A 19,602-nucleotide genomic window follows, 5' to 3' on the forward strand; every position below is an offset into this window, starting at 1 on the left:
TGTGGAAATCTCCCCCGAGAAATCCGCCCCGGAACCTATCCTGATCACAGAACGTGCCGACGCCCCACCGATCAGGAGCAGTCATGCAGACCCCGTACAACCTCCCGAACGGCGACACCGCCATGGTGATCGACACGGACACCGCGGGACAGAGCCTCGGCAGGGCGGTCCAGCTGTGGCGCGAGGGCGCCACCGAGCCCCTCTTCTACGGCTCCGAGGGCCGCCCGGAAGGCGTCGTGATCTCGTTCGACCAGTGGGCCGAGTACGAGGCGCTCAAACTGGAGGCCGAGACCGACCGCCGCGTGGCAGACATCACCCGCGAACGTCTCGCGAACGCCGGTCCAGAAGACTGGATCTCGTTCGAGGACGCCGCCCGTGAGGGTGGTTGGGACCTCGACGTCGACGACGAGGGGCCTGGCCCCAAAGGCAACTGATGCGGTACCTCTTGATCCTCCACAAGGGCCTTCGCGCTGATGTCGATGCCCTGAGCGCGGCCCGCGAGCAGGACCCGCAGGGGGATGCCGCCAAGGAGTACGTTGCCGTCATCAAGGCACTGATAGCTCTGCAGGAAGGACGGGAGGCGGAGTACGGCGGCAAGCGGCTCACCAGTGGCCCGAGCTCGTACGATCTCAGGGACTGTGCTGAGCTCAAGGTGCCGGTGTTCGACGAGTACAAGGACGACGGCTGGCCTCTCGGTCCGTCCCACCGGCTGACGTATCGCGAGTTCGACCCCCTTCCCAGGGTCGAAGACGGCCGCGTGGTCGCGGATCCTGACGCCCAGCCGTACCGGCACGTCGTCGCCTTTGTGCATCGAGCCGACGATCCGGCAGCGGTCACCGGTGATCGTCTGGGGCGGACGCGCGGGTTGCTGGAGCCCGAGCTGCATGGGCTGGGCGGGGGAGAGCGACCGTCGGTGGGCCCTCAGCGAGAGGGCGCACCGACGACACCACACCGGATCCCGGTGCCGGGTGACTTGTTGAAGGCCGCCCAGATCCTGCGCGACAGCCCACCGGCCGGCACTGCGCCGAAGCCGGCTGCCGCCCCGCAGGCGAACGTCAGCCGACCCTCGGCTCCCGGCACCTCGAAGTCAAAGGACCGCTGACTGCCTCCCCGCCGTCCTGATCAACCCCTGTGGAAATCTCCCGCGAGAGAATCGGAGCCGAAACTATCCTGGATCACGGAACGTGTCCGACCTTCCCGCATCGGAGCAATCATGGAAGCCCTCTACGACCTGCCGAACGGCGACCGAGTCCGGGTCATCGACACCCCGACCGTCGGTCAGAGCCTCGGCAGGGTGCTCGAACTCTTCCGTTCCGGCAACACCGAGCCGGTCTTCTTCGGTGACCAGCCCCGGCCGGAGGGTGTCGTCATCTCTTTCGAGCAATGGGCGGAGTACGAAGACCTCAAGGAGGAGGCGGAGACCGACCGTCGTATGCAGGCGATCACCCGTGAACGCCTCGCCAACGCGCGCCCCGAGGACTACGTGCCGTACGACGACATGCTGCGCGAATGGGGCTTGGACGAGCCGGAGGGTGGCGGTGACAAGCGGTGACCTACCGGCTGGTCGTTCATCCCGAACTCCGGCGCGAGGTCACGAAGCTGCATGAGGCGTGGAAGCAGGACCCGTCGAGTGACGCCGGCCGGGAGTTCGAGGCCTTCCGGGACGCGATGTCGGCGCTCCGCGACGGTCGCGAGGGTGACTACATCGGCAAGCAGCTCAGCTATGGTCCGTCGTCGCATGATCTCCGGGACGCCGCGGAGATCAAGGTAGACGTCTTCGACGAGGGCGGCACCCGTGAGCGCCCGCGGCCGTCGCACCGGATGGTCTATCGCGAATTCGACCCACTGCCGAAGGTCGAGAACGGCAGGGTGGTTCCGGACCCGAACGCGCAACCGGTCCGGCAGATCGTGGCTTTCAACCATCGCCGCGACGATCCGGCTGCGATCGCGGGCGACCGGTTGGGACGGGTCCGCGGTCAACAGGACAGAAATCTGCACGGCCTGACCGGCGGCGGTCGTCCTGACGTCGGTCCGCAACAGCCAGGCGCACAAACCACGCCGCACCGACTGCCGATGCCGCAGGACGTGCTGCGCCAGATTCTCCGCGACAGCCCGCCGGCCGGCACGGCGCCGAAGCCGGCCTCGGCGCCGGAGGCGAATGTCAACCGGCTGCCTGGTCCTGGTGCGTCGAAGTCGAAGGAACGCTGAGCCGGGCTTGTGCTCAGGCCGCGTCGGTTTTGTGCGGGGTGAACGAGATGCGGCTTTCGTCGCCGTCGAGCGCGATGTTGAGCGACGCGTCCAGCGCGAGAGCAAGCTTCGAGAGCAGCGGCAGGGTGGGAACGGTGTCCGAACCTTCGATGCGCGAGATCTTGGCCTGCGTCAGCCCGGCGCGATCAGCCAGTTGGCTCTGAGTCAGACCGAGCTCAACCCGCCGTTCGTACACAGCTTTGGCGAGAGCCATCGACAAACGGATCTCACGCCGTGCCTGGACAACATCTTCAGGTTCAACGGCTTCCGCGCCGAGCTTCCGCTGACGCACGGTCTTCCAGCGACTTTGACTCATTGCTCGATCTCTCCTCCCTCGATCATCCGAACGAACTCCTCATGCGCTGGTCCGTGTTGAGTCTCGCAGATCTGCTTGGCCACCAGCGCCCGCTTGACCTCGGCTTCCTCTCGCATCCGTGTCTTGCGGAAGACCGTCAGCAAGACCGCGACCCGGTCCGGAGCGAGCCAGTAGGTGATCCGCATCGCCGCGCCGTCGAGGGTGGGCCGTAACTCGCGGACGCCGTCACCAAGATGACGTGCGTATGGCTCGCCCAGCGACGCGGCTTGCTCGGCGAGGAGCCCGACATATTCCTCGACCTTGAGGAAGTGCTTGGCAGGCAGGCTCTCTAGCCAGGCTCGACTTCCGGTTCCAGTTCGATCGCGTAGAGCCGGTCCACCATTCACTCAGTATATGTCGTAGGCGACATATAGCAACGTGGTCCTGGCACCCGGGGTGTTCCAGCCGGGGCTTCAGGTCAGGTGGTGTGTACACACCGTGACCTCTTCCTGCTGGTGTGGGCGGCGGGCGGTGGGAGTGCCGGGGGTCGGGGGTGAATACGTGAGATTGCGTGTATCAGGACGGCTTTCCGCTGATCTGTATGGGCGACAGAGGCTGTGCTTGGGGTGTGGGCTGGGGTGAGGGGACGCCGGATGAGGGTTCTGGTCAGCGGGGATCGCGGTTATATCGGGGCGGTGATGGTGCCGTTCCTGCGGGCTGCGGGGCATCAGGTGGACGGGTTGGACACCGGGCTGTACGAGGGGTGCGACCTCTTGGGCGGGCCGGAGCCGATCGGGGCGCGCGTGCCGCGTGACATGCGGGACGTGACGGCGGGGGAGTTGACGGGGTACGACGCGGTGGTCTGTCTGGCCGCGTTGTCGAACGATCCGCTGGGGCACCTCAACCGCGACGCCACGTACTCGGTCAACCTCGAAGGGACACTGAACCTCGCCCGAGCGGCGAAGGACGCCGGTGTCGGGCGGTTCCTGTTCGCGTCGTCGTGCAGCCTGTACGGCGCCGCGGGGTCGGAGGCGGTCGCCGAGGACGCGGAGATGTTCCCGGTAACGCCGTACGGCGAGACGAAGGCGCTGGCGGAGCAGGAGCTGTCCAAGCTGGCCGACGACACGTTCAGCCCGACGTACCTGCGGAACGCGACGGCGTACGGCGCCTCGACGCGGCTGCGGCTCGACATCGTGGTCAACAACCTGACGGCGATCGCGATGACGTCCGGCCAGGTCCGCCTGGAGAGCGACGGCACCCCGTGGCGGCCGCTGGTGCACATCGAGGACATCAGCCGTGCGTTCCTGAAGGTGCTCGAGTCGCCGCGGGAGACGATCCACGACGAGGCGTTCAACGTCGGCCGCTCCGAGGACGTGGTCCAGGTCCGCGATATCGCCGAGATGGTCCGTGAGGCGGTACCGGGGTCGACCCTGTCGATCGCCGACGGCGCCGGCCCGGACCTGCGCAACTACAAGGTCGACTTCAGCAAGCTCAACGAGACGTTCCCGGACCTGAGGCTCGAGTGGACGGTCCGCAAGGGCGTCGACGAGCTGTACGACGCCTACCGGCGGCACGGCCTCACGCTCGACGACTTCAACTCGGCGCAGTTCGTCCGGCTGCGCCGCATCCAGCAACTGCTCGGCGCCGGCCTGGTCGACGACCAGCTGCGCCGCCAGACCGACGAGCAGTTCCCCGGGCCGAAGGAGCTCAACTGATGAGCGAGACCGTCGCCTGCCGCCTCTGTGGCGAACCGTTGACCCGGACGTTCGTCGACCTCGGCATGTCGCCGCCGTGCGAGAGCTTCCTGCGCGCCGACCAGATCGACAGCGGTGAGACGTTCTACCCGCTGAACGTGCGGATCTGCGACAACTGCCTGCTGGTCCAGCTCCCGGCGTACGTCGCCGCCGACGACGTGTTCAGCGACTACCTGTACTTCTCGTCGTACTCGACCAGCTGGGTGGAGCACGCCCGCCGCTTCGTCGTCGACATGCAGGAGAGGCTGAACCTGAACGAGAACAGCCTGATCGTCGAGGCCGCGAGCAACGACGGCTATCTGCTGCAGCACGCCGTTGCCGAAGGCATCCCGGTACTGGGGATCGAGCCGGCCGCGAACATCGCGAAGATCGCGAACGAGAAGGGCATCCGCACCGAGAGCTACTTCCTCGGCGAAGCGACCGGCGCCGACGCGGCGAAACGGCACGGCCAGGCGGATCTTGTCGTCGGCAACAACGTGTTCGCGCACGTGCCGGACATCGTCGACTTCGCCAAGGGCCTGCGCGCGCTGGTGAAGGACGACGGTCTGGTGTCGTTGGAGTTCCCGCACCTGCTCCGGCTGATCGAGAATCGCCAGTACGACACGATCTACCACGAGCACTACTCGTACCTGACTCTCAAGACCGCGGCCGACGCACTCAACAGGGCCGGCCTGACGGTTGTCGACGTCCAGGAGCTGCAGAGCCACGGCGGCTCGCTCCGCGTCTTCAGCACGCCGACCGAGACCGCGGGTGAGCCCACCGAGCTGGTCGGCAAGGTGCTGCAGGACGAGGAGGACGCCGGCCTGCACAGCGTCGAGGGTCACCTGGGCTTCGCGGCCGAGGTGTTCAAGATCAAGTCCGACCTGCTCGAGTTCCTGATCCAGGCACAGCGCGACGGCAAGTTCGTCGCCGGGTACGGCGCTCCCGGCAAGGGCAACACGCTGCTCAACCACTGCGGCATCCGCGAGGACCTGCTGCCGTACACGGTCGACCGCAGCCCGCACAAGCACGGGATGTTCCTGCCCGGCACGCACATCCCGATCCATGCCCCGGAGCGCCTGGCCGAGACGCGCCCCGACTACATCGTGATCCTGCCGTGGAACCTGCGCGCGGAGATCGTCCACCAGCTCGGCTACGCACGGGAGTGGGGCGCGAAGTTCGTCGTGCCCATTCCGCGGCTCGAAGTGATCTGAACAAAGGCGTTGGGGGGAAGGGAAGTCAGATGAAGGTCGTGATCTTCTGCGGGGGCTTCGGGCTGCGGATGCGCAGCGGCGTGGACTCCGCACCGAAACCGATGATGACGATCGGCGACCGGCCGGTCCTGTGGCACGTGATGCGGTACTACGCGCATTTCGGCCACACCGAGTTCATCCTCTGCCTGGGCTTCGGGGGGTCCGCGGTCAAGGAGTACTTCCTGCGTTACGAGGAGACGGTCTCCAACGACTTCGTGATGACGAAGGGCGGGCAGCGCATCGAGCTGCTCGACTCCGACATCAGCGAGTGGAAGATCACCTTCGTCGACACCGGGATCGACACCAGCATCGGTGAGCGGCTGCGCCGGGTCCGGCCGTACCTGGAGGACGACGACGCGTTCCTGGCGAACTACGGCGACGTGCTGACCGACGCGCCGATGGACAAGATCGTCGACCATGTGATGACCAGCGACATCACCGCGAGCCTGCTCGCGGTCCCGCCGCAGGCGTCGTTCCACGTGGTCGAGTTCGACCACGAAGCGCGGGTCACCGGGCTGCGCTCGGCCGCCGATCTGAACGTGTGGATCAACGGCGGGTACTTCGTGATCAAGAAGGAGATCTTCGACGTCCTGCACGAGGACGAGGACCTGGTCGGCGACGCGTTCCCGCGGCTGTCCGCGATGCGCAAGCTGGAGGCGATCCCGCACCACGGGTTCTGGGCGCCGATGGACACGCTCAAGGAGCGCAGCCAGCTCGAGGAGCTGTACCGGTCCGGCAAGAAGCCGTGGGCGCTGTGGAGCCACGAGGCCCGCCAGCAGAACGGCAAGCTCGTGGACAAGGCGCCTGTGGTGGTGGCGATCTGATGCTGCCGTTCCAGCTCGGCCTCATCGACGGACCGGTCCACCTGGTCGCTCTCGGCGCGCACCCGGACGACATCGAGATCGGCTGCGGCGGCACCCTGCTCAAGCTGGCCGAGTCGGTGCCGGAGCTGACCGCCGATTTCGTGATCGCGACCGGTACGCCGGTGCGCCTGGAGGAGGCCCGCCGCGCAGCGGAGCTGTTCCTGCCGGACTGCGAGGTGACCGTGACGTCGGCCGAGCTACCGGACGGGCGGCTGCCGGCGTACTGGAACGAGACCAAGGAGTTGCTCGAGGCAACCGCGCGCGGCAGTGACACGGGGCGCCGGCCTGACCTGGTGCTTGCCCCGAGCAAGAACGACGCACACCAGGACCACCGGCTGATCGCCGAGCTGGCGCCGACGGTCTGGCGCAACCATCTGGTGCTGCACTACGAGATCCCCAAGTGGGACGGCGATCTCAGCCGTCCGTGGCTGTACGTCGAACTCACCGAGGAGCAGCTGCGCGACAAGGTGGCGCTGCTGCACAAGGCGTACCCGTCACAGGTCCCGCACGACTGGTTCGACGAAGAGGTGTTCGCCGGACTGGCCCGGCTCCGCGGGATGGAGTGCCGAGCGCCGTACGCCGAAGCCTTCACGACAGGGAAAGCCACGCTGACATGGTGAACGAGGGGACTCTGTTGACTTCAAAAGCGGAAGTGAGCTTCAAGTGTCGCGGCTGCGCGGCGGAGAACGTCGTACCTGTGGTCGACCTCGGGCCGCAGCCGTGTGCCGACTACTTCCCGCCCGCGGACACGCCGGGGCCGGATCCGCGCTGGCCGCTGGAGCTGTGGCTGTGCCGGGACTGCACGCTGGTCCAGCTCGGTCCGGTCGAGGCGCAACTGCCGGAGGAGCCGCTGGCGGTGGAGTCGGCGACGAGCATCGCGCATGCCGAGAAGTCGGTGAAGGAGCTGCTCACCGAGTACCCCGAACTGCACGACAGCGTCGTCTTCGAGTTCGCCAGCCACCATGGGGGTTCCTGGCTCGAGCACCTGTACGCCGCGGGCTCACGACTGGCCGGTGACGGCGAGAAGGCCGACCTGATCATCGATGTGCACGGCATCGTGCACGAGCCGCAGTACGGCGAGATGCTCGAGGTTCGCGCGGAACGGCTCGCGCCGGGCGGCCTGCTGGTGATGGAGTTCCACCACCTGTTGCCGTTGTTCGTCGGGAACCAGTTCGACACCATCCGCCACGGGCACTGGGCTTACGTCTCGCTGCGGGCGCTGCGGAACCTCGCTGCCCTTCACGGGCTGGCGGTCGAGTCGGTGAAGCAGGTCGACATGTTCGGCGGCAGCCTGATGGTGATGCTCCGGCACACGGCCGATGCGAAACCGGACGCCTCGATCGACGTGGTGCTGGAGGACGAGGACGCCGCGGGCATCGCCGACGAGGTACAGCTCGGCAGCCTGCAGGAGGCCGCGCGGCATGCGGCCCGCGCGCTGCACGACGAGCTGGCCCGGCACAAGGCCGCCGGCCGCACCGTCCTCGGGTACGGCGCTCCTTCCAAGGCGCCGGTGCTCCTCGACCTCAGCAAGGTGACGACGGAGCTGCTGCCGTTCACCGTGGATCTTGCCCCCGGCAAGCACGGCCGCCGCGTACCGGGCGGCTGCATGGTGCCGATCCGTCCGATCGAGGACCTGAAGGCCGCACGGCCGGACATCGTCCTCGTTCTCACGTGGGACATCGCCGACGAGATCATCGCCCAACTGGAGGCCGACGGCGGCTGGGGTACGACGTACCTCGTCCCACTCCCCGAACCGCATGAGAGGGGGCGCTGACGATGCGCGGCGTCCTGCGCCGGCTCACCTGGGGACTTGCCGACCAGGCGGTGACCAGCATGGTCAGCTTCATCGTGGGCATCGTCGTGGCCAGGCAGCTCGGCGCGCTGGAGTTCGGCGCGTTCAGCCTGGCCTGGGTGACGTACGGCGTAGTGGTCAACATCTCCCGCGGTCTCGCGACGGACCCGCTGGCCGTGCGCTTCAGCGGTGCCGAACGTCCGATCTGGCGGAAGGCGGTCGCGAGCTCGTCCGGGACGGCGATCGTCGTCGGGATGCTGACCGGTGCCGTCTGTGCTGCGGTCGGCGTCGCGCTCGGCGGCCGGATCGGCGCCGCATTCATTGCCCTGGGCATCATCCTGCCCGGGCTCATGCTGCAGGACAGCTGGCGGTTCGCGTTCTTCGCCTCCGGGCAAGGCGGCAAGGCGTTCGTCAGTGACCTCACCTGGGCGCTGGCTCTGATCCCGCTGCTGTACGTGGCGTCGCGCGAAGCGAGTGTGACCAGGTTCGTGCTGGCCTGGGGGTGTGCGGGTGCCGTCGCCGCGCTCGTGAGCGGCATACAGGCCGGTGTCGTGCCGCGGGTGTCGCGGGCTCGGTACTGGACGACCGAGCATCGTGATCTCGGTCTGCGCTACCTGACCGAGAACGTGACGCAGAGCGGCGCGTACCAGTTGCGGATGTACGGGCTGGGCGCGTTCGCCGGGGTCGCCGCCGTCGGTACCGTCCGCGGCGCCGAGATGCTGCTCGGGCCGTTCTTCATCGTGTTGTCCGGCGTCGGCCTGGTCGCGGTGCCGGAAGCGGCCCGGGTCTTGCGCCGATCGGTCCGGCACCTCCCGATCTTCTGTCTGCTGCTCGGCGGCGCGCAGGCGTTGGCCGCCCTGGCGTGGGGCCTGTTACTACTGGTCGCCCTGCCCGACAAGTGGGGGCACGCCCTGCTCGGCCAGGTCTGGCTGACCGCTTCCGCGTTGGTGCTTCCGGCAACTTTGTCGGTGGCCTTCGCCGGATTCAACACCGGTGCCGCCGCAGGTCTGCGCGCATTGGGCGTGGCTCGGCGCAGCCTGAAGGCCCAGCTGTTCGCCTCCGCCTGCTACCTGGTCGGCGGGGTCACCGGTGGCGCGATCGGTGGTGCGCTGGGTTCGTCCTGGGGAGCCGCGAGCGCGACCTTCACCGCCGCTTTCGTCTGGTGGTTCACACTGCGGGCCGGGATCCGCGAGCGCAAGCAGCTGGAATCGGCCCTGCCTGAAGATCCTGTCGATCGGCAGGAAGTTCCGGAAATGAGGAGCACATGAACGCGGTACCACGGCTGACCATCGGCCTTCCGGTCTACAACGGCGAGAAGTACCTGGCGGAGTCGCTGGACGCCCTGCTCGGACAAAGCTACGGCGACTACCTGCTGATGATCTCCGACAACGCATCGACCGATGCCACGGAGGAGATCTGCCGGGCGTACCTGGCGAAGGACTCGCGAATCAGCTACTTCCGTCAACCGGTGAACCTCGGTGCCGCCCCGAACCACAACTGGTGTTTCGAGCACTCCGACACCGAACTGTTCAAGTGGGCCTCGTACGACGACCTCTACGGCAAGGATCTGCTCGCTCGCTGCATCGAGGCGCTCGACGACGACCCGCAACTGGTCCTCGCGCACGCCTACCAGGCGATCATCGACGGCGCCGGCGACATCGTCCTCAAGGTCGACTACCCGCTCGACACCGCCAACCCGCACGCACCGGACCGGTTCCGCAGTCTGCTGTTCGACGTCGGCGGCGACGACTTCTACGGCGTGATGCGCTCCGACATTCTTCGCCGGACGCCGCTGAACGGCAGCTACCACCACTCCGACCGCACGATCACGGCCGAGCTGGCCCTGTACGGCCGGTTCTACCAGGTGCCGGAGCTGCTGTTCTTCCGCCGTGACCATCCGGACCGTGCCGAGCGGGCGAAGCCGACGATCCGCTCCCGCTCCGCGAACATGGAGCCCCGCCGGGCGAGCCGGCTGCGGCACCCGATGGTCCGCCTGATCGGTGAATACGTGAACGGTTTCGTCGGCGGCATCCGCCGGGCGCCGCTCTCGTCGGCCGACCGCCGCGAGTGCTATGGCCACCTGGCCCGGTGGATGGCCAGCCGTGCGGTCCGCCGTTCGACCGGCCGCATCGAGGACAGCAAGCCGGCCACGCCGCCGACCAAGATCCCGGAGAGCTCGGGTGTGGTCGGGCATGGGGAGGTCGCGTAGCCATGGGTTCTCCAGGCACGCCGGCACGCGTCGCGTTCTTCGGCCTGCTGGGATCCGGCAACCTCGGCAACCACGGCTCGCTCGACGCGATGCTGGCCTTTGTCCGGAACAGGCATCCTGAGGCGGAGATCAGCTGTATCTGCTCCGGACCGGACGAGTTCGAGCGGCAGTACGGCGTCCCCGCGGTCGCGATGACCTGGTACCAGGAGCACGGACCCGGACGGGTCAGGGTGGACGACGTCGCGCGCAAGATGTTCGGCAAGGTGGCCGACCTGGCGCGAATGCCGTTGGTGGTCCGCGGGTACGACGTGGTGATCGTGCCGGGCATGGGTGTTCTCGAGACGACGCTCGAGCTGCGCCCGTGGGGCTTCCCGTACGCGCTGTTCCTGATGTCGCTGTCGGCCAGGATGACCGGTGCGAAGGTCGCGTTCGTCAACGTGGGCGCGAACGTCGCACGTGAGCGAACGCTGCGATGGTTGTTCACCGGGGCCGCGCGGCTTGCGACGTACCGCTCGTACCGGGATGCGTACTCCAGGGACGCGATGCGGCAGATGGGCCTCGACACCAGTCGCGACGAAGTCCGTCCGGACCTTGCCTTTGCGTTGCCGGCGCCTGCTCCCGTCGAGCATCGGCAGCGGACCGTGGGCCTCGGAGTGATGGCTTACCGCGGTACGAACGCGGATCGGGACCGGGCCGACGAGATCTACGCGACGTACACCGCGAAGATCGTCGAGTTCGCCCGCTGGCTCGTCGACGGCGGCTACCGGATCCGGCTCGTGACCGGCGATCCGTCCGACCTGTCCGTCGTCGAGGCAGTGTCCGACGACCTGCGGCGGACCCGCCCGGAGCTCGCCGGGAAGCAACTGATCAGCGAGCCGGCCGAATCGCTCGGCGAACTGATGACCCAGCTGGCGGGGGTCGACCTGGTCGTCGCGTCGAGATACCACAACGTGGTGTCTGCTCTGAAACTGTCCAAGCCGACCATCTCGATCAGCTACGGGACCAAGAGCGACGCCTTGATGGAGCAGATGCGGCTGGCCGAGTTCCGGCAGCCGATCCAGGATCTCGACGTGCCGCGGCTGATCGAGCAGTTCCGCGCGCTCGAGGCTCGCGCCTCGAGCGTGGTGCCGGCCCTGCGGGCCAAGAACGCCGAGTATCTCGAGTCGCTCGAGCAGCAGTACGACGTACTTTCCGCGGCGCTGTTCGGGACGGAGAACTTGTCCCGCGTCGCGCTGGATCAGGGGGATTAGCGATGGATGTGATCGAAGTACCGACGATCGCCGGGGCCTTGCTGTTCCGGCCGACGCCCCACGTCGACGAGCGCGGGTTCTTCTCGCGCACGTTCGACCGCGACGCGGTGTCGGCCGCCGGGCTCGACCCGGACGGGTTCGTGCAGGACAGCATCTCGCGCTCGCGGCGCGGGGTCGTGCGGGGGATGCACGTCCGGTCGGGAGCGGGCGAGGCCAAGCTCGTCAGGTGCTCGTACGGCGCGGTGTTCGACGTGGTCGTCGACCTGCGCCCGGGCTCACCGACGTACCGCAATCGCGAGGTCTTCGACCTGACCGGCGACAACCAGGTCACGGTCTACGTGCCGGCCGGTTGCGCGCACGGTTTCCAGGCCTTGACCGAGCCGGCGGACGTGTCGTACCGGATCGACCGTGCCCACGACCCGGCCGAGGACGTGTCGATCAGGTACGACGACCTGGATCTGGACATCCCCTGGCCGCTCCCGGTCACGCTGGTGTCCGACCGGGACAAGGCCGCACCGTCACTGGCTCTGGCTACTGCGAGGTTGTCATGAGCAACCAGACTGAGAAGTCTTTCGAGAGGTCCGTCGCGGCGAACAAGCGGCTGCACGACCTGATCCCCGGCGGCGCCCACACCTACGCCAAGGGCGACGACCAGTATCCGTTCGAGATGGCGCCGGTGATCTCGCACGGCGCGGGCGCACACGTCTGGGACGTCGACCGCAACGAGTACATCGAGTACGGCTCGGGGCTTCGGTCGGTCAGTCTCGGCCACGCTCACCCGAGGGTCGTCGAGGCGGTCCGGCGTGAGCTCGACCGGGGCAGCAACTTCGTCCGCCCGAGTATCGTCGAACTGGAGGCGGCCGAGCGTTTCCTCGCCGCGGTGCCGACCGCCGAGATGGTGAAGTTCGCCAAGAACGGCTCGGACGCGACGACCGCCGCAGTCAGGCTGGCCCGCGCGGTCACCGGCCGCCCGCTGGTGGCGGTCTGCTCGGACCACGCGTTCTTCTCGGTCGACGACTGGTTCATCAGCCGCACCGCGATGCCCGCAGGCATCCCCGGCGAGATCGGCGATCTGACCGTCGCGTTCCCGTACGGCGATCTGGCCGCGACCGAAGAATTGCTGATCCGCCACGAAGGCAAGATCGCGTGCCTGATGCTCGAGGCCGCGACCCAGCAGGATCCGCCGGCGGGATACCTCCAAAGCCTGCGCGACCTGACCCACCGCCACGGCGCGCTGCTGATCTTCGACGAGATGATCACCGGCTTCCGCTTCTCGGCCTCCGGCGCGCAAGGCTTGTACGGCGTGACGCCGGACCTGTCCACCTTCGGCAAGGCACTCGGCAACGGGTTCGCCGTGTCCGCCCTGGCGGGACGCCGGGAACTCATGGAACGCGGAGGCCTGCGCGACGATCGCGAGCGGGTCTTCCTGCTGTCCACGACGCACGGCGCCGAGACCCACGCGCTGGCCGCGGCCATTGCGGTGATGGATGTCTACGCCGAAGAAGGAATTGCGAGCCGGTTGCACGACCTCGGGGACAAGCTCTCGGCCGGTGTCCGCGAGGTGGCGGCCGCGGCGGGTGTCCAGGACCATGTCGTGGTCCGGGGCCGGGCCAGCAATCTGGTGTTCGGGACGCTCGACGAGAACCTGGAGCCCTCGCAGAGCTACCGCACGCTGTTCCTGCGTGAGTTGCTGCTCGGTGGAGTGATCGGACCGTCGTTCGTGGTGAGCAGCGCCCTGACCGACGAGGACATCGCGCGAACGGTCGAGGTGGTGGCCGGGGCGTGCGCGACGTACCGCAAGGCGCTCGACGACGGAGACCCGAGGGGGTGGACGGGAGGACGACCGGTCAAGCCGGTGTTCCGCCGTTTCGTGTAGGTCGGTGCCCGTCGCCGTCAGCGGGGCGGACCGTTCTGAGCCTGACCAGCCGGTCGATCAGTGCGGCTGTCAGCGGGATCACGAGCAGCGCACAGCCGAAACCACCAAGAGTGTCCGTCGGGTAGTGGGCGGACAGTGAGATCTGTGCCCCTGCCATCAGCCCGCCGCCCAGGACGGCGGTGGCGAGCACGATCGCTGTTCCCGTGACCGCGCCGGCGTGCAGCAGATCGGCCAGCAGTAGACCCACGACCATCGCGGCCGCCGTGACCGCCGCCGTATGGCCGCTGGGATACGACAGGAAGCCGTCGTGAATGCGCCGATCCACGATCGGCTTGAGGACCGTGGTCAGCACGCTGATCGCGGCGATGCCCACCACGGCCGTGGCGGCCAGCGCAGGACGCTTGGCGACCAAGCAGAGTGCGGCTAATGCCAGGACCATCAATGTCCGGCCGGCGGGCTCGCCGAGCCAGTCCAGGCTGTGGGCCATATCCCAGGCACCGGCGGCCGAGCCGTCGACCAGGTGCTGCACCCGGCGGTCGATCCGGCTGGGCCCGGTGTCGCCGGCGAACATCAGTGCCGGTACGACGAGCAGCAGTGCCCCGATGCCGGCAGAACCGCGCAGGCCTGGTGCGAGTGCGGGCGGCGCAGCCGGACGCGCACGGACCACTCGTGGATTGCCGGTCGATACCATCCCCACCCCCGCGACCCAGTCTATGCGGCCTGCGTCAGCCGTGCGTGAGTACGCTCCGGAGATGGTCGGCGAGACGCAGGGACAGCGCCACGATCGTCAGGGTCGGGTTGGACGCACCGTACGTGGGGAAGACCGACGATCCGGCGACGTAGAGGTTCGCCACGGAGTGCACCCGCGAGTCGGCGTCGACAACGCCCTTCCTCGGATCGACGTTCATCCGCGTGGTGCCCATGTGATGGTGGCTGCCTTCGACAAGTGTCGCGGGAACGTCGTCGAACATTGTCTTGAGGTATCCGAATCCGCTGCTCCGGAAGACCGCGTCGAGGATGCCGGTCGAGGTCCGGATGGATTCCCGGTCCCGAGCCGTCGGTTGCCACGTCACCCGCGCGACGGGGATTCCGAGGTCGTCGCGGTGAGACCCGAGTGAGACTCGCGAGTCCCTGTTCGGTGCATGCTCGCCTTGAGCGCGCAACATCAGCGTGCGGGGGCGGGACACCACCGCGCTCAGCGCCATGTCCGCGACAGCGGGAAGGTCTCCGACGACGTTGCGAAGGTGCGTGCCGAGCCCGTCGATCCTGGGCCGCCTGACGATCGCCTTGTGCAGTGTCGAGAGCGACCGGATCGCGGGTGTCGCGGCCGCGGCCGGACGGGGGACGAGATAGAAGGCGCAGTTCAGCAGGCCCTTGTCACGCTGGATCCGTTCGGTGATCCGGAGGGCACCGGTCGCATCGTTGCGGCGGAAGAAGAACGCCGCGTCGTCGACCGTCTTGCGGCCGGACAGGACGAGGTTCCCGACAGGCAGCGCCATTCGCTCGCCGAAGTAGCGCCCGACCAGATCGTGCTCGTTGCCCAGCCCATGTCCGTTGTCGGCGGTCAGCAGCAGCCTGGCGTTCTCGATACCTCCCGTGGCGAGCACGACCACGCGGGGTCGCACGACCACCCGGCTACGGTCTGCGCGTACGGCGGTGATCGATTCGACGCGCCCACGGGACGGATCGGTCATGATGCCGGCCACCCGGCAATGCAGCAGTACGCGCACGTTGGACGAGTTCGTGAGCAGCGGGAGAGCGTCCTGAAAGTCCGCGTCGCTGAACTGGAACAGCGTGGTCTCGACCTCGACGTCCTGAACCGGCGCCGCGGGCCGGCCGTCCGCGGTGGGGTCTCCGTTGACCAAGTCGTAAGGAGCGAGTCCGCAGTCATGCTGCGCGCGGACGTAGTACGGAATCAGATGGTCGCGATCGAAGGGCCACCCGGACTCCGGCCGCTCGGGCCGGCTCTCGAAGTCGATCGGGTCCAGCGGACGAGCTGCCCACCCGCCGTCCATGAGGTGCGGATGCCGCAGCGTTCCGCCGAAGGCCCGCACCCTCGATTCCTCGAGCAGGTGCAACGGATAGCCGTCGATCTCGCCCCTGCTCAGCCGTTGCGCGCGGCGCTCGACGTTCAGCCCGCCGCTCTCCAGCAGGCAGACCCGGATTCCACTGCCGGCCAGTTCCCGCGCAATACTGATCCCGGCGGGTCCGGCACCAATGATGCAGACGTCGGCGTCGACGTCTTCCCCCTCTGAGTTCGCCAAGGCGACGGGCACCCCCCAGGTCGCACAGCACCGTAAATGTCGTCAAGCGATTTCCCCTTGGTTCAAGATACGGCAACTCGCGTCGTTTGTGGGTCACATAAGGATCTCGTCAAGTTCTCCACAGGCGGTGGGGTAGGGCGCCGCCGCGGACCTGCCTCCGTAGTAATGTTCGGTCACTCGGCGCCGACGCGCGGATTGACAAGGACACGCTGCACGCTGCGGCGGACACTGTAAGTGACCGGGCAGTTGCGGGAGGGAACGAGGGCCGCTGTGAGCGGAGCAGAAGCGCCGGACGCTGTGGACAGCCGTCGGCCGCTCTGGGTCGTCCCGCACGAGGTTCCGGCGATCGTTCCGCTGCCGTCGCGCTCGACCGAGCCGCGCTGGGTCGGCGTGTACCGCTGGGCCGCGGTCGGCGGCGATCTGCTCGCGGCGATGCTCGGTGTCTCGATCGCGCTGCTGACCCGGTTCGGGTACCACGTCGGCTCCAGTTACCTCGTGGTGAGCAGTGTGCTGCCGCTCGCCTGGGTAGCCGCGGTCGCCTTGTCGAAGGGGTACGACTCACGGTTCTACGGGGCCGGGCCGGACGAGTTCCGGTCGCTGCTGCGCGCCGGCGTCGGACTCACCGCGGCGGTCGCGATGACGTCGTACGTGACCAAGGCCGAGATCGCCCGTGGCTTCGTGGTGCTCGCGATCCCGGTGATGGTGGTGGCCGCGCTGCTGTTGCGGTACGCGTTGCGGAAGGACCTGCACCGGCACCGGGTCCGGGGTCGCTGCATGCACCGGGTTCTCGTGGTCGGGCGCAGTGGCCCGGCCGCGACACTTTGTGAGCACTTGGAGAGCCGTCCGACCGACGGTTTCCGGGTCGTCGCGACCTGCCGCCCGCGCGGTGACAGCACCGGTGACAGCACCGGTGACAGGGACGGCCCGATGCAGCCCGAGGAGCTCGCCGAGCCGGACATCCTGGCCGCCGCCGACCGGCACGCGGTCGAGGTGGTCGCGATCGCGACCGACCCGGAGCTGGCCGGCCAGTTGCTGCGCCGGCTGTCCTGGGCGCTGGAGCAGCGCGGCATCGAGCTGATCGTCTCCCCGGGCATCATCGAGGTGGCCGGCCCGCGGATCTCGGTCCGCCCGGTCGCCGGCCTGTCCCTGCTGCACCTGGAGCGGCCGTCGGTCAGCGGCGGACCGCACCTGATGAAGGCGGTCTTCGACCGGGTCGTTGCCCTCGGCATCGTCGCCGTACTCTCGCCGCTGCTGATCGGCCTGGCGCTCGCGGTGAAGCTGTCGAGCTCCGGTCCGGTGCTGTTCCGGCAGCAGCGGGTCGGTCGTGCGGGCGCCGAGTTCACGATGCTCAAGTTCCGCAGCATGTACGTCGACGCGGAGCAGCGGCTCAGCGACCTGTACGCGCTGAGCGACGGCAACGGTGTGATCTTCAAGATGCGCAACGACCCGCGGATGACGCCGCTCGGCCGCTGGATCCGCCGGTTCTCGCTCGACGAGTTGCCGCAGCTGTTCAACGTGCTGCGCGGCGACATGTCGCTCGTCGGTCCGCGGCCGCCGCTGGCCGAGGAGGTCGCCTTGTACGCCGCCGACGACTCGCGGCGGATGCTGGTGAAGCCCGGTATGACGGGCCTCTGGCAGGTCAGCGGCCGCAGCGACCTGTCCTGGGACGAGTCGGTCCGCCTCGACCTGCGGTACGTCGACAACTGGTCGATGACCCTGGATCTCCTGATTCTCTGGAAGACCGTGCGCGCGGTGATCTACGGCGCGGGAGCCTACTGATGGATTCTGTCTTGGATTTTGGGGCACCTGTCTATGTCGCGGGTCACCGCGGCCTCGTCGGCTCGGCCCTCTGGCGCCGCCTCGAGGCAGCCGGGTACACGCACCTGATCGGCGCGTCGTCGGCGGAGCTCGATCTGCGCGACCGTCAGCAGACGTTCGACTTCCTGCGCGAGCACCGGCCGGCGGTCGTGATCGACGCCGCGGCCCGGGTCGGCGGCATCCTCGCGAACCGCGACCACCCGACCGAGTTCCTCAGCGACAACCTGCGCATCCAGGTGAACCTGATGGACGCGGCCCTCGAGGTGCGCACGCCCCGGCTGCTGTTCCTCGGGTCGTCGTGCATCTACCCGAAGTACGCCGAGCAGCCGATCCGCGAGTCGAGCCTGCTGACCGGTGAGCTGGAGCCGACCAACGACGCGTACGCGATCGCCAAGATCGCCGGCATCATGCAGGTCCAGGCCGTACGCCGGCAGTACGGCCTGCGCTGGATCTCCGCGATGCCGACGAACCTGTACGGCCCGCACGACAACTTCGACCCGACGTCGTCGCATGTCCTGCCCGCCTTGATCCGCCGGTTCCACGAGGCAAAGGCCGCGGCCGCGCCCGAGGTGGTGTTGTGGGGGAGCGGTACGCCGCGGCGCGAGTTCCTGCACGTGGACGACCTCGCCGACGCGTGCCTGCACCTGCTGGAGCACTACGACGCACCGGAGCCGATCAACGTCGGTGTCGGCGCCGACGTGACGATCCGCGAGCTGGCCGAACTGGTCGCCCGGACGGTCGGCTACACCGGTGCCCTCAGCAACGATCTGTCCAAGCCGGACGGCACCCCGCGCAAGCTGCTCGACGTGAGCAGGTTGCTGGCGCTCGGCTGGAAGCCCACCATTTCCCTGGAAGACGGTGTGGCCGCCACCTACGCCTGGTACCAGGAGCATGTGGCATGACCCCCAACATCAAGAGGGCCTTCATCACCGGCATCACCGGCCAGGACGGTTCGTACCTGGCCGAGCTGCTGCTGTCCAAGGGCTACGAGGTGCACGGCCTGATCCGGCGCGCCAGCACCTTCAACACCAAGCGGATCGACCACCTGTACGAGGACCCGCACGCCCGCGACAAACGGCTGTTCCTGCACTACGGCGACCTGACCGACGGCTCGCGACTCGTCACCCTGCTCGCGTCGATCCAGCCGTCCGAGGTCTACCACCTGGCCGCGCAATCGCACGTGCGGGTCAGCTTCGACGAGCCGGAGTACACCGGGGACACCACCGGGATGGGTACGACGCGGCTGCTCGAGGCGATCCGGATGATCGGACTGGACTGCCGGTTCTACCAGGCGTCGTCGTCGGAGATGTTCGGCGCGACCCCGCCCCCGCAGAACGAGGACACCGCGTTCCACCCGCGTTCGCCGTACGGCGCCGCGAAGCTCTACGGCTACTGGATGACCCGGAACTACCGCGAGGCGTACGACATGTTCGCGGTGAACGGGATCCTGTTCAACCACGAGTCCCCGCGGCGCGGCGAGACGTTCGTGACGCGGAAGATCACCCGCGCGGTGGCGGCGATCAAGACGGGTCGCCAGGATCGCTTGTACCTGGGCAACCTGGATGCCTGCCGGGACTGGGGCTACGCCCCGGAGTACGTCGAGGGCATGTGGCGGATGCTGCAGCACGACACCCCCGCGGACTACGTGATCGCGACCGGTACGTCGTACTCCGTCCGCGACTTCGTCTCGCTGGCGTTCGACCACGTCGGGCTGGACTGGGAGAAGTACGTCGACCACGACCAGAGGTACGAGCGTCCCACCGAGGTGGACTCGCTGATCGGGGACGCGTCGAAGGCGGCCACCGACCTCGGCTGGAAGGCTCAGGTGCACGTTCCGGAGCTGGTCCGCATCATGGTCGACGCCGACCTCGCACTGCTGACGGGAGAGGACTCATGAACTGTATTGAATGCGCGCCTCCGGCGCGCGGGTCATGGGGCTGTGACTCCCGGTCTTCCCTCGTCGCTCTGGTCGCTTCGCTCCCGCCGCTCCTCAGTCCAGACC

The 19,602-nt window shown here is 68.0% G+C and carries 21 protein-coding genes; 17 read left to right on the forward strand and 4 right to left on the reverse strand.

What is annotated here, in order from left to right; translation table 11 throughout:
- Positions 1–83: 83 nt before the first annotated feature.
- From EV651_RS03530 to EV651_RS03545, 4 genes are all read left to right on the forward strand, one after another.
- A complete protein-coding gene (locus EV651_RS03530; RefSeq protein ID WP_133781845.1) occupies positions 84–434 on the forward strand; it encodes a hypothetical protein in 351 nt (116 codons plus the stop codon).
- Positions 434–1,102, forward strand: coding sequence for a hypothetical protein (locus EV651_RS03535; RefSeq protein WP_133781847.1), 669 nt, complete (start codon positions 434–436; stop codon positions 1,100–1,102). Before EV651_RS03530 ends, EV651_RS03535 begins: the two co-directional genes overlap by 1 nt.
- 111 nt (positions 1,103–1,213) lie before the next feature.
- Positions 1,214–1,552, forward strand: coding sequence for a hypothetical protein (locus EV651_RS03540; protein ID WP_133781849.1), 339 nt, complete (start codon positions 1,214–1,216; stop codon positions 1,550–1,552).
- Positions 1,549–2,208 (forward strand): hypothetical protein, encoded by a 660-nt coding sequence (locus EV651_RS03545; protein ID WP_133781851.1) that lies wholly within the window; start codon positions 1,549–1,551, stop codon positions 2,206–2,208. The genes EV651_RS03540 and EV651_RS03545 overlap by 4 nt, the downstream gene beginning before the upstream one ends.
- 13 nt (positions 2,209–2,221) lie before the next feature.
- On the opposite strand, the gene EV651_RS03550 is transcribed toward EV651_RS03545, so the two are convergent.
- Both EV651_RS03550 and EV651_RS03555 read right to left on the reverse strand, forming a co-directional pair.
- Positions 2,222–2,539: a helix-turn-helix domain-containing protein gene (locus EV651_RS03550; protein WP_202870134.1), complete on the reverse strand. Its 318-nt coding sequence runs from the start codon at positions 2,537–2,539 to the stop codon at positions 2,222–2,224.
- Positions 2,540–2,559: 20 nt separating this feature from the next.
- A complete protein-coding gene (locus tag EV651_RS03555; RefSeq protein ID WP_202870135.1) occupies positions 2,560–2,949 on the reverse strand; it encodes a type II toxin-antitoxin system RelE/ParE family toxin in 390 nt (129 codons plus the stop codon).
- A gap of 246 nt (positions 2,950–3,195) precedes the next feature.
- Here EV651_RS03555 and EV651_RS03560 point away from each other — a divergent pair, with 246 nt between their 5' ends.
- Genes EV651_RS03560 through EV651_RS03605 form a run of 10 tightly spaced genes read left to right on the forward strand, consistent with a single transcriptional unit; the run spans position 3,196 to position 13,518 of the window.
- Complete coding sequence (locus EV651_RS03560) at positions 3,196–4,257, forward strand: NAD(P)-dependent oxidoreductase (protein WP_133781855.1); 1,062 nt, start codon at positions 3,196–3,198, stop codon at positions 4,255–4,257.
- Positions 4,257–5,489 (forward strand): class I SAM-dependent methyltransferase, encoded by a 1,233-nt coding sequence (locus tag EV651_RS03565; RefSeq protein WP_133781857.1) that lies wholly within the window; start codon positions 4,257–4,259, stop codon positions 5,487–5,489. Before EV651_RS03560 ends, EV651_RS03565 begins: the two co-directional genes overlap by 1 nt.
- 29 nt (positions 5,490–5,518) lie before the next feature.
- Positions 5,519–6,352 (forward strand): sugar phosphate nucleotidyltransferase, encoded by an 834-nt coding sequence (locus EV651_RS03570; RefSeq protein WP_133781859.1) that lies wholly within the window; start codon positions 5,519–5,521, stop codon positions 6,350–6,352.
- The gene (locus tag EV651_RS03575) at positions 6,352–7,011 is read left to right on the forward strand and encodes a PIG-L deacetylase family protein (protein ID WP_133781860.1); all 660 of its coding nucleotides are present in this window, start codon (positions 6,352–6,354) and stop codon (positions 7,009–7,011) included. The genes EV651_RS03570 and EV651_RS03575 overlap by 1 nt, the downstream gene beginning before the upstream one ends.
- Before the next feature lie 32 nt (positions 7,012–7,043).
- Entirely contained in the window at positions 7,044–8,165 is a 1,122-nt protein-coding gene (locus EV651_RS03580; protein WP_166658475.1) for a class I SAM-dependent methyltransferase, read from the forward strand.
- Between the two features lie 2 nt (positions 8,166–8,167).
- Positions 8,168–9,451, forward strand: a complete 1,284-nt coding sequence (locus EV651_RS03585) for a hypothetical protein (protein ID WP_133781864.1) — start codon at positions 8,168–8,170, stop codon at positions 9,449–9,451.
- Complete coding sequence (locus EV651_RS03590) at positions 9,448–10,392, forward strand: glycosyltransferase (protein ID WP_133781866.1); 945 nt, start codon at positions 9,448–9,450, stop codon at positions 10,390–10,392. The genes EV651_RS03585 and EV651_RS03590 overlap by 4 nt, the downstream gene beginning before the upstream one ends.
- Positions 10,393–10,394: 2 nt before the next feature.
- Positions 10,395–11,642, forward strand: coding sequence for a polysaccharide pyruvyl transferase family protein (locus tag EV651_RS03595; protein ID WP_133781868.1), 1,248 nt, complete (start codon positions 10,395–10,397; stop codon positions 11,640–11,642).
- A 2-nt stretch (positions 11,643–11,644) separates the two neighbouring features.
- On the forward strand, positions 11,645–12,193 hold the full coding sequence (locus EV651_RS03600; RefSeq protein WP_133781870.1) for a dTDP-4-dehydrorhamnose 3,5-epimerase family protein: 549 nt from the start codon (positions 11,645–11,647) through the stop codon (positions 12,191–12,193).
- Positions 12,190–13,518, forward strand: coding sequence for a glutamate-1-semialdehyde 2,1-aminomutase (locus tag EV651_RS03605; RefSeq protein ID WP_133781872.1), 1,329 nt, complete (start codon positions 12,190–12,192; stop codon positions 13,516–13,518). Before EV651_RS03600 ends, EV651_RS03605 begins: the two co-directional genes overlap by 4 nt.
- Here EV651_RS03605 and EV651_RS03610 read toward each other — a convergent pair.
- Together EV651_RS03610 and EV651_RS03615 are read right to left on the reverse strand one after the other, a co-directional pair.
- Positions 13,490–14,209, reverse strand: a complete 720-nt coding sequence (locus EV651_RS03610) for a phosphatase PAP2 family protein (protein WP_238156648.1) — start codon at positions 14,207–14,209, stop codon at positions 13,490–13,492. The two genes, EV651_RS03605 and EV651_RS03610, sit on opposite strands and share 29 nt — an antisense overlap.
- 34 nt (positions 14,210–14,243) lie before the next feature.
- Positions 14,244–15,782, reverse strand: a complete 1,539-nt coding sequence (locus EV651_RS03615; RefSeq protein ID WP_166658476.1) for an FAD-dependent oxidoreductase — start codon at positions 15,780–15,782, stop codon at positions 14,244–14,246.
- Positions 15,783–16,052: 270 nt separating this feature from the next.
- Between EV651_RS03615 and EV651_RS03620 the strand changes: the two genes are divergently transcribed.
- From EV651_RS03620 to gmd, 3 genes are read left to right on the forward strand one after another with little or no spacing between them, the layout of a single operon-like run.
- A complete protein-coding gene (locus EV651_RS03620; RefSeq protein WP_238156623.1) occupies positions 16,053–17,561 on the forward strand; it encodes a sugar transferase in 1,509 nt (502 codons plus the stop codon).
- Positions 17,561–18,502, forward strand: a complete 942-nt coding sequence (locus tag EV651_RS03625) for a GDP-L-fucose synthase (protein WP_133781880.1) — start codon at positions 17,561–17,563, stop codon at positions 18,500–18,502. Before EV651_RS03620 ends, EV651_RS03625 begins: the two co-directional genes overlap by 1 nt.
- On the forward strand, positions 18,499–19,497 hold the full coding sequence (gmd, locus tag EV651_RS03630) for a GDP-mannose 4,6-dehydratase (protein WP_166658477.1): 999 nt from the start codon (positions 18,499–18,501) through the stop codon (positions 19,495–19,497). Before EV651_RS03625 ends, gmd begins: the two co-directional genes overlap by 4 nt.
- Positions 19,498–19,602: the final 105 nt, after the last annotated feature.

It is taken from the genome of Kribbella sp. VKM Ac-2571 (assembly GCF_004362255.1).
Classification (GTDB): Bacteria; Actinomycetota; Actinomycetes; order Propionibacteriales; family Kribbellaceae; genus Kribbella; species Kribbella pratensis.

What these genes read in the sequence shown, in the direction of transcription:
- EV651_RS03530 (WP_133781845.1), top strand. Translation starts at nt 84, where the DNA reads ATGCAGACCCCGTACAACCTCCCGAACGGCGACACCGCCATGGTGATC.
- EV651_RS03535 (WP_133781847.1), top strand. Translation starts at nt 434, where the DNA reads ATGCGGTACCTCTTGATCCTCCACAAGGGCCTTCGCGCTGATGTCGAT.
- EV651_RS03540 (WP_133781849.1), top strand. Translation starts at nt 1,214, where the DNA reads ATGGAAGCCCTCTACGACCTGCCGAACGGCGACCGAGTCCGGGTCATC.
- EV651_RS03560 (WP_133781855.1), top strand. Translation starts at nt 3,196, where the DNA reads ATGAGGGTTCTGGTCAGCGGGGATCGCGGTTATATCGGGGCGGTGATG.
- EV651_RS03565 (WP_133781857.1), top strand. Translation starts at nt 4,257, where the DNA reads ATGAGCGAGACCGTCGCCTGCCGCCTCTGTGGCGAACCGTTGACCCGG.
- EV651_RS03570 (WP_133781859.1), top strand. Translation starts at nt 5,519, where the DNA reads ATGAAGGTCGTGATCTTCTGCGGGGGCTTCGGGCTGCGGATGCGCAGC.
- EV651_RS03575 (WP_133781860.1), top strand. Translation starts at nt 6,352, where the DNA reads ATGCTGCCGTTCCAGCTCGGCCTCATCGACGGACCGGTCCACCTGGTC.
- EV651_RS03585 (WP_133781864.1), top strand. Translation starts at nt 8,168, where the DNA reads ATGCGCGGCGTCCTGCGCCGGCTCACCTGGGGACTTGCCGACCAGGCG.
- EV651_RS03590 (WP_133781866.1), top strand. Translation starts at nt 9,448, where the DNA reads ATGAACGCGGTACCACGGCTGACCATCGGCCTTCCGGTCTACAACGGC.
- EV651_RS03595 (WP_133781868.1), top strand. Translation starts at nt 10,395, where the DNA reads ATGGGTTCTCCAGGCACGCCGGCACGCGTCGCGTTCTTCGGCCTGCTG.
- EV651_RS03600 (WP_133781870.1), top strand. Translation starts at nt 11,645, where the DNA reads ATGGATGTGATCGAAGTACCGACGATCGCCGGGGCCTTGCTGTTCCGG.
- EV651_RS03605 (WP_133781872.1), top strand. Translation starts at nt 12,190, where the DNA reads ATGAGCAACCAGACTGAGAAGTCTTTCGAGAGGTCCGTCGCGGCGAAC.
- EV651_RS03610 (WP_238156648.1), bottom strand. Translation starts at nt 14,209, where the DNA reads ATGGTATCGACCGGCAATCCACGAGTGGTCCGTGCGCGTCCGGCTGCG.
- EV651_RS03625 (WP_133781880.1), top strand. Translation starts at nt 17,561, where the DNA reads ATGGATTCTGTCTTGGATTTTGGGGCACCTGTCTATGTCGCGGGTCAC.
- gmd (WP_166658477.1), top strand. Translation starts at nt 18,499, where the DNA reads ATGACCCCCAACATCAAGAGGGCCTTCATCACCGGCATCACCGGCCAG.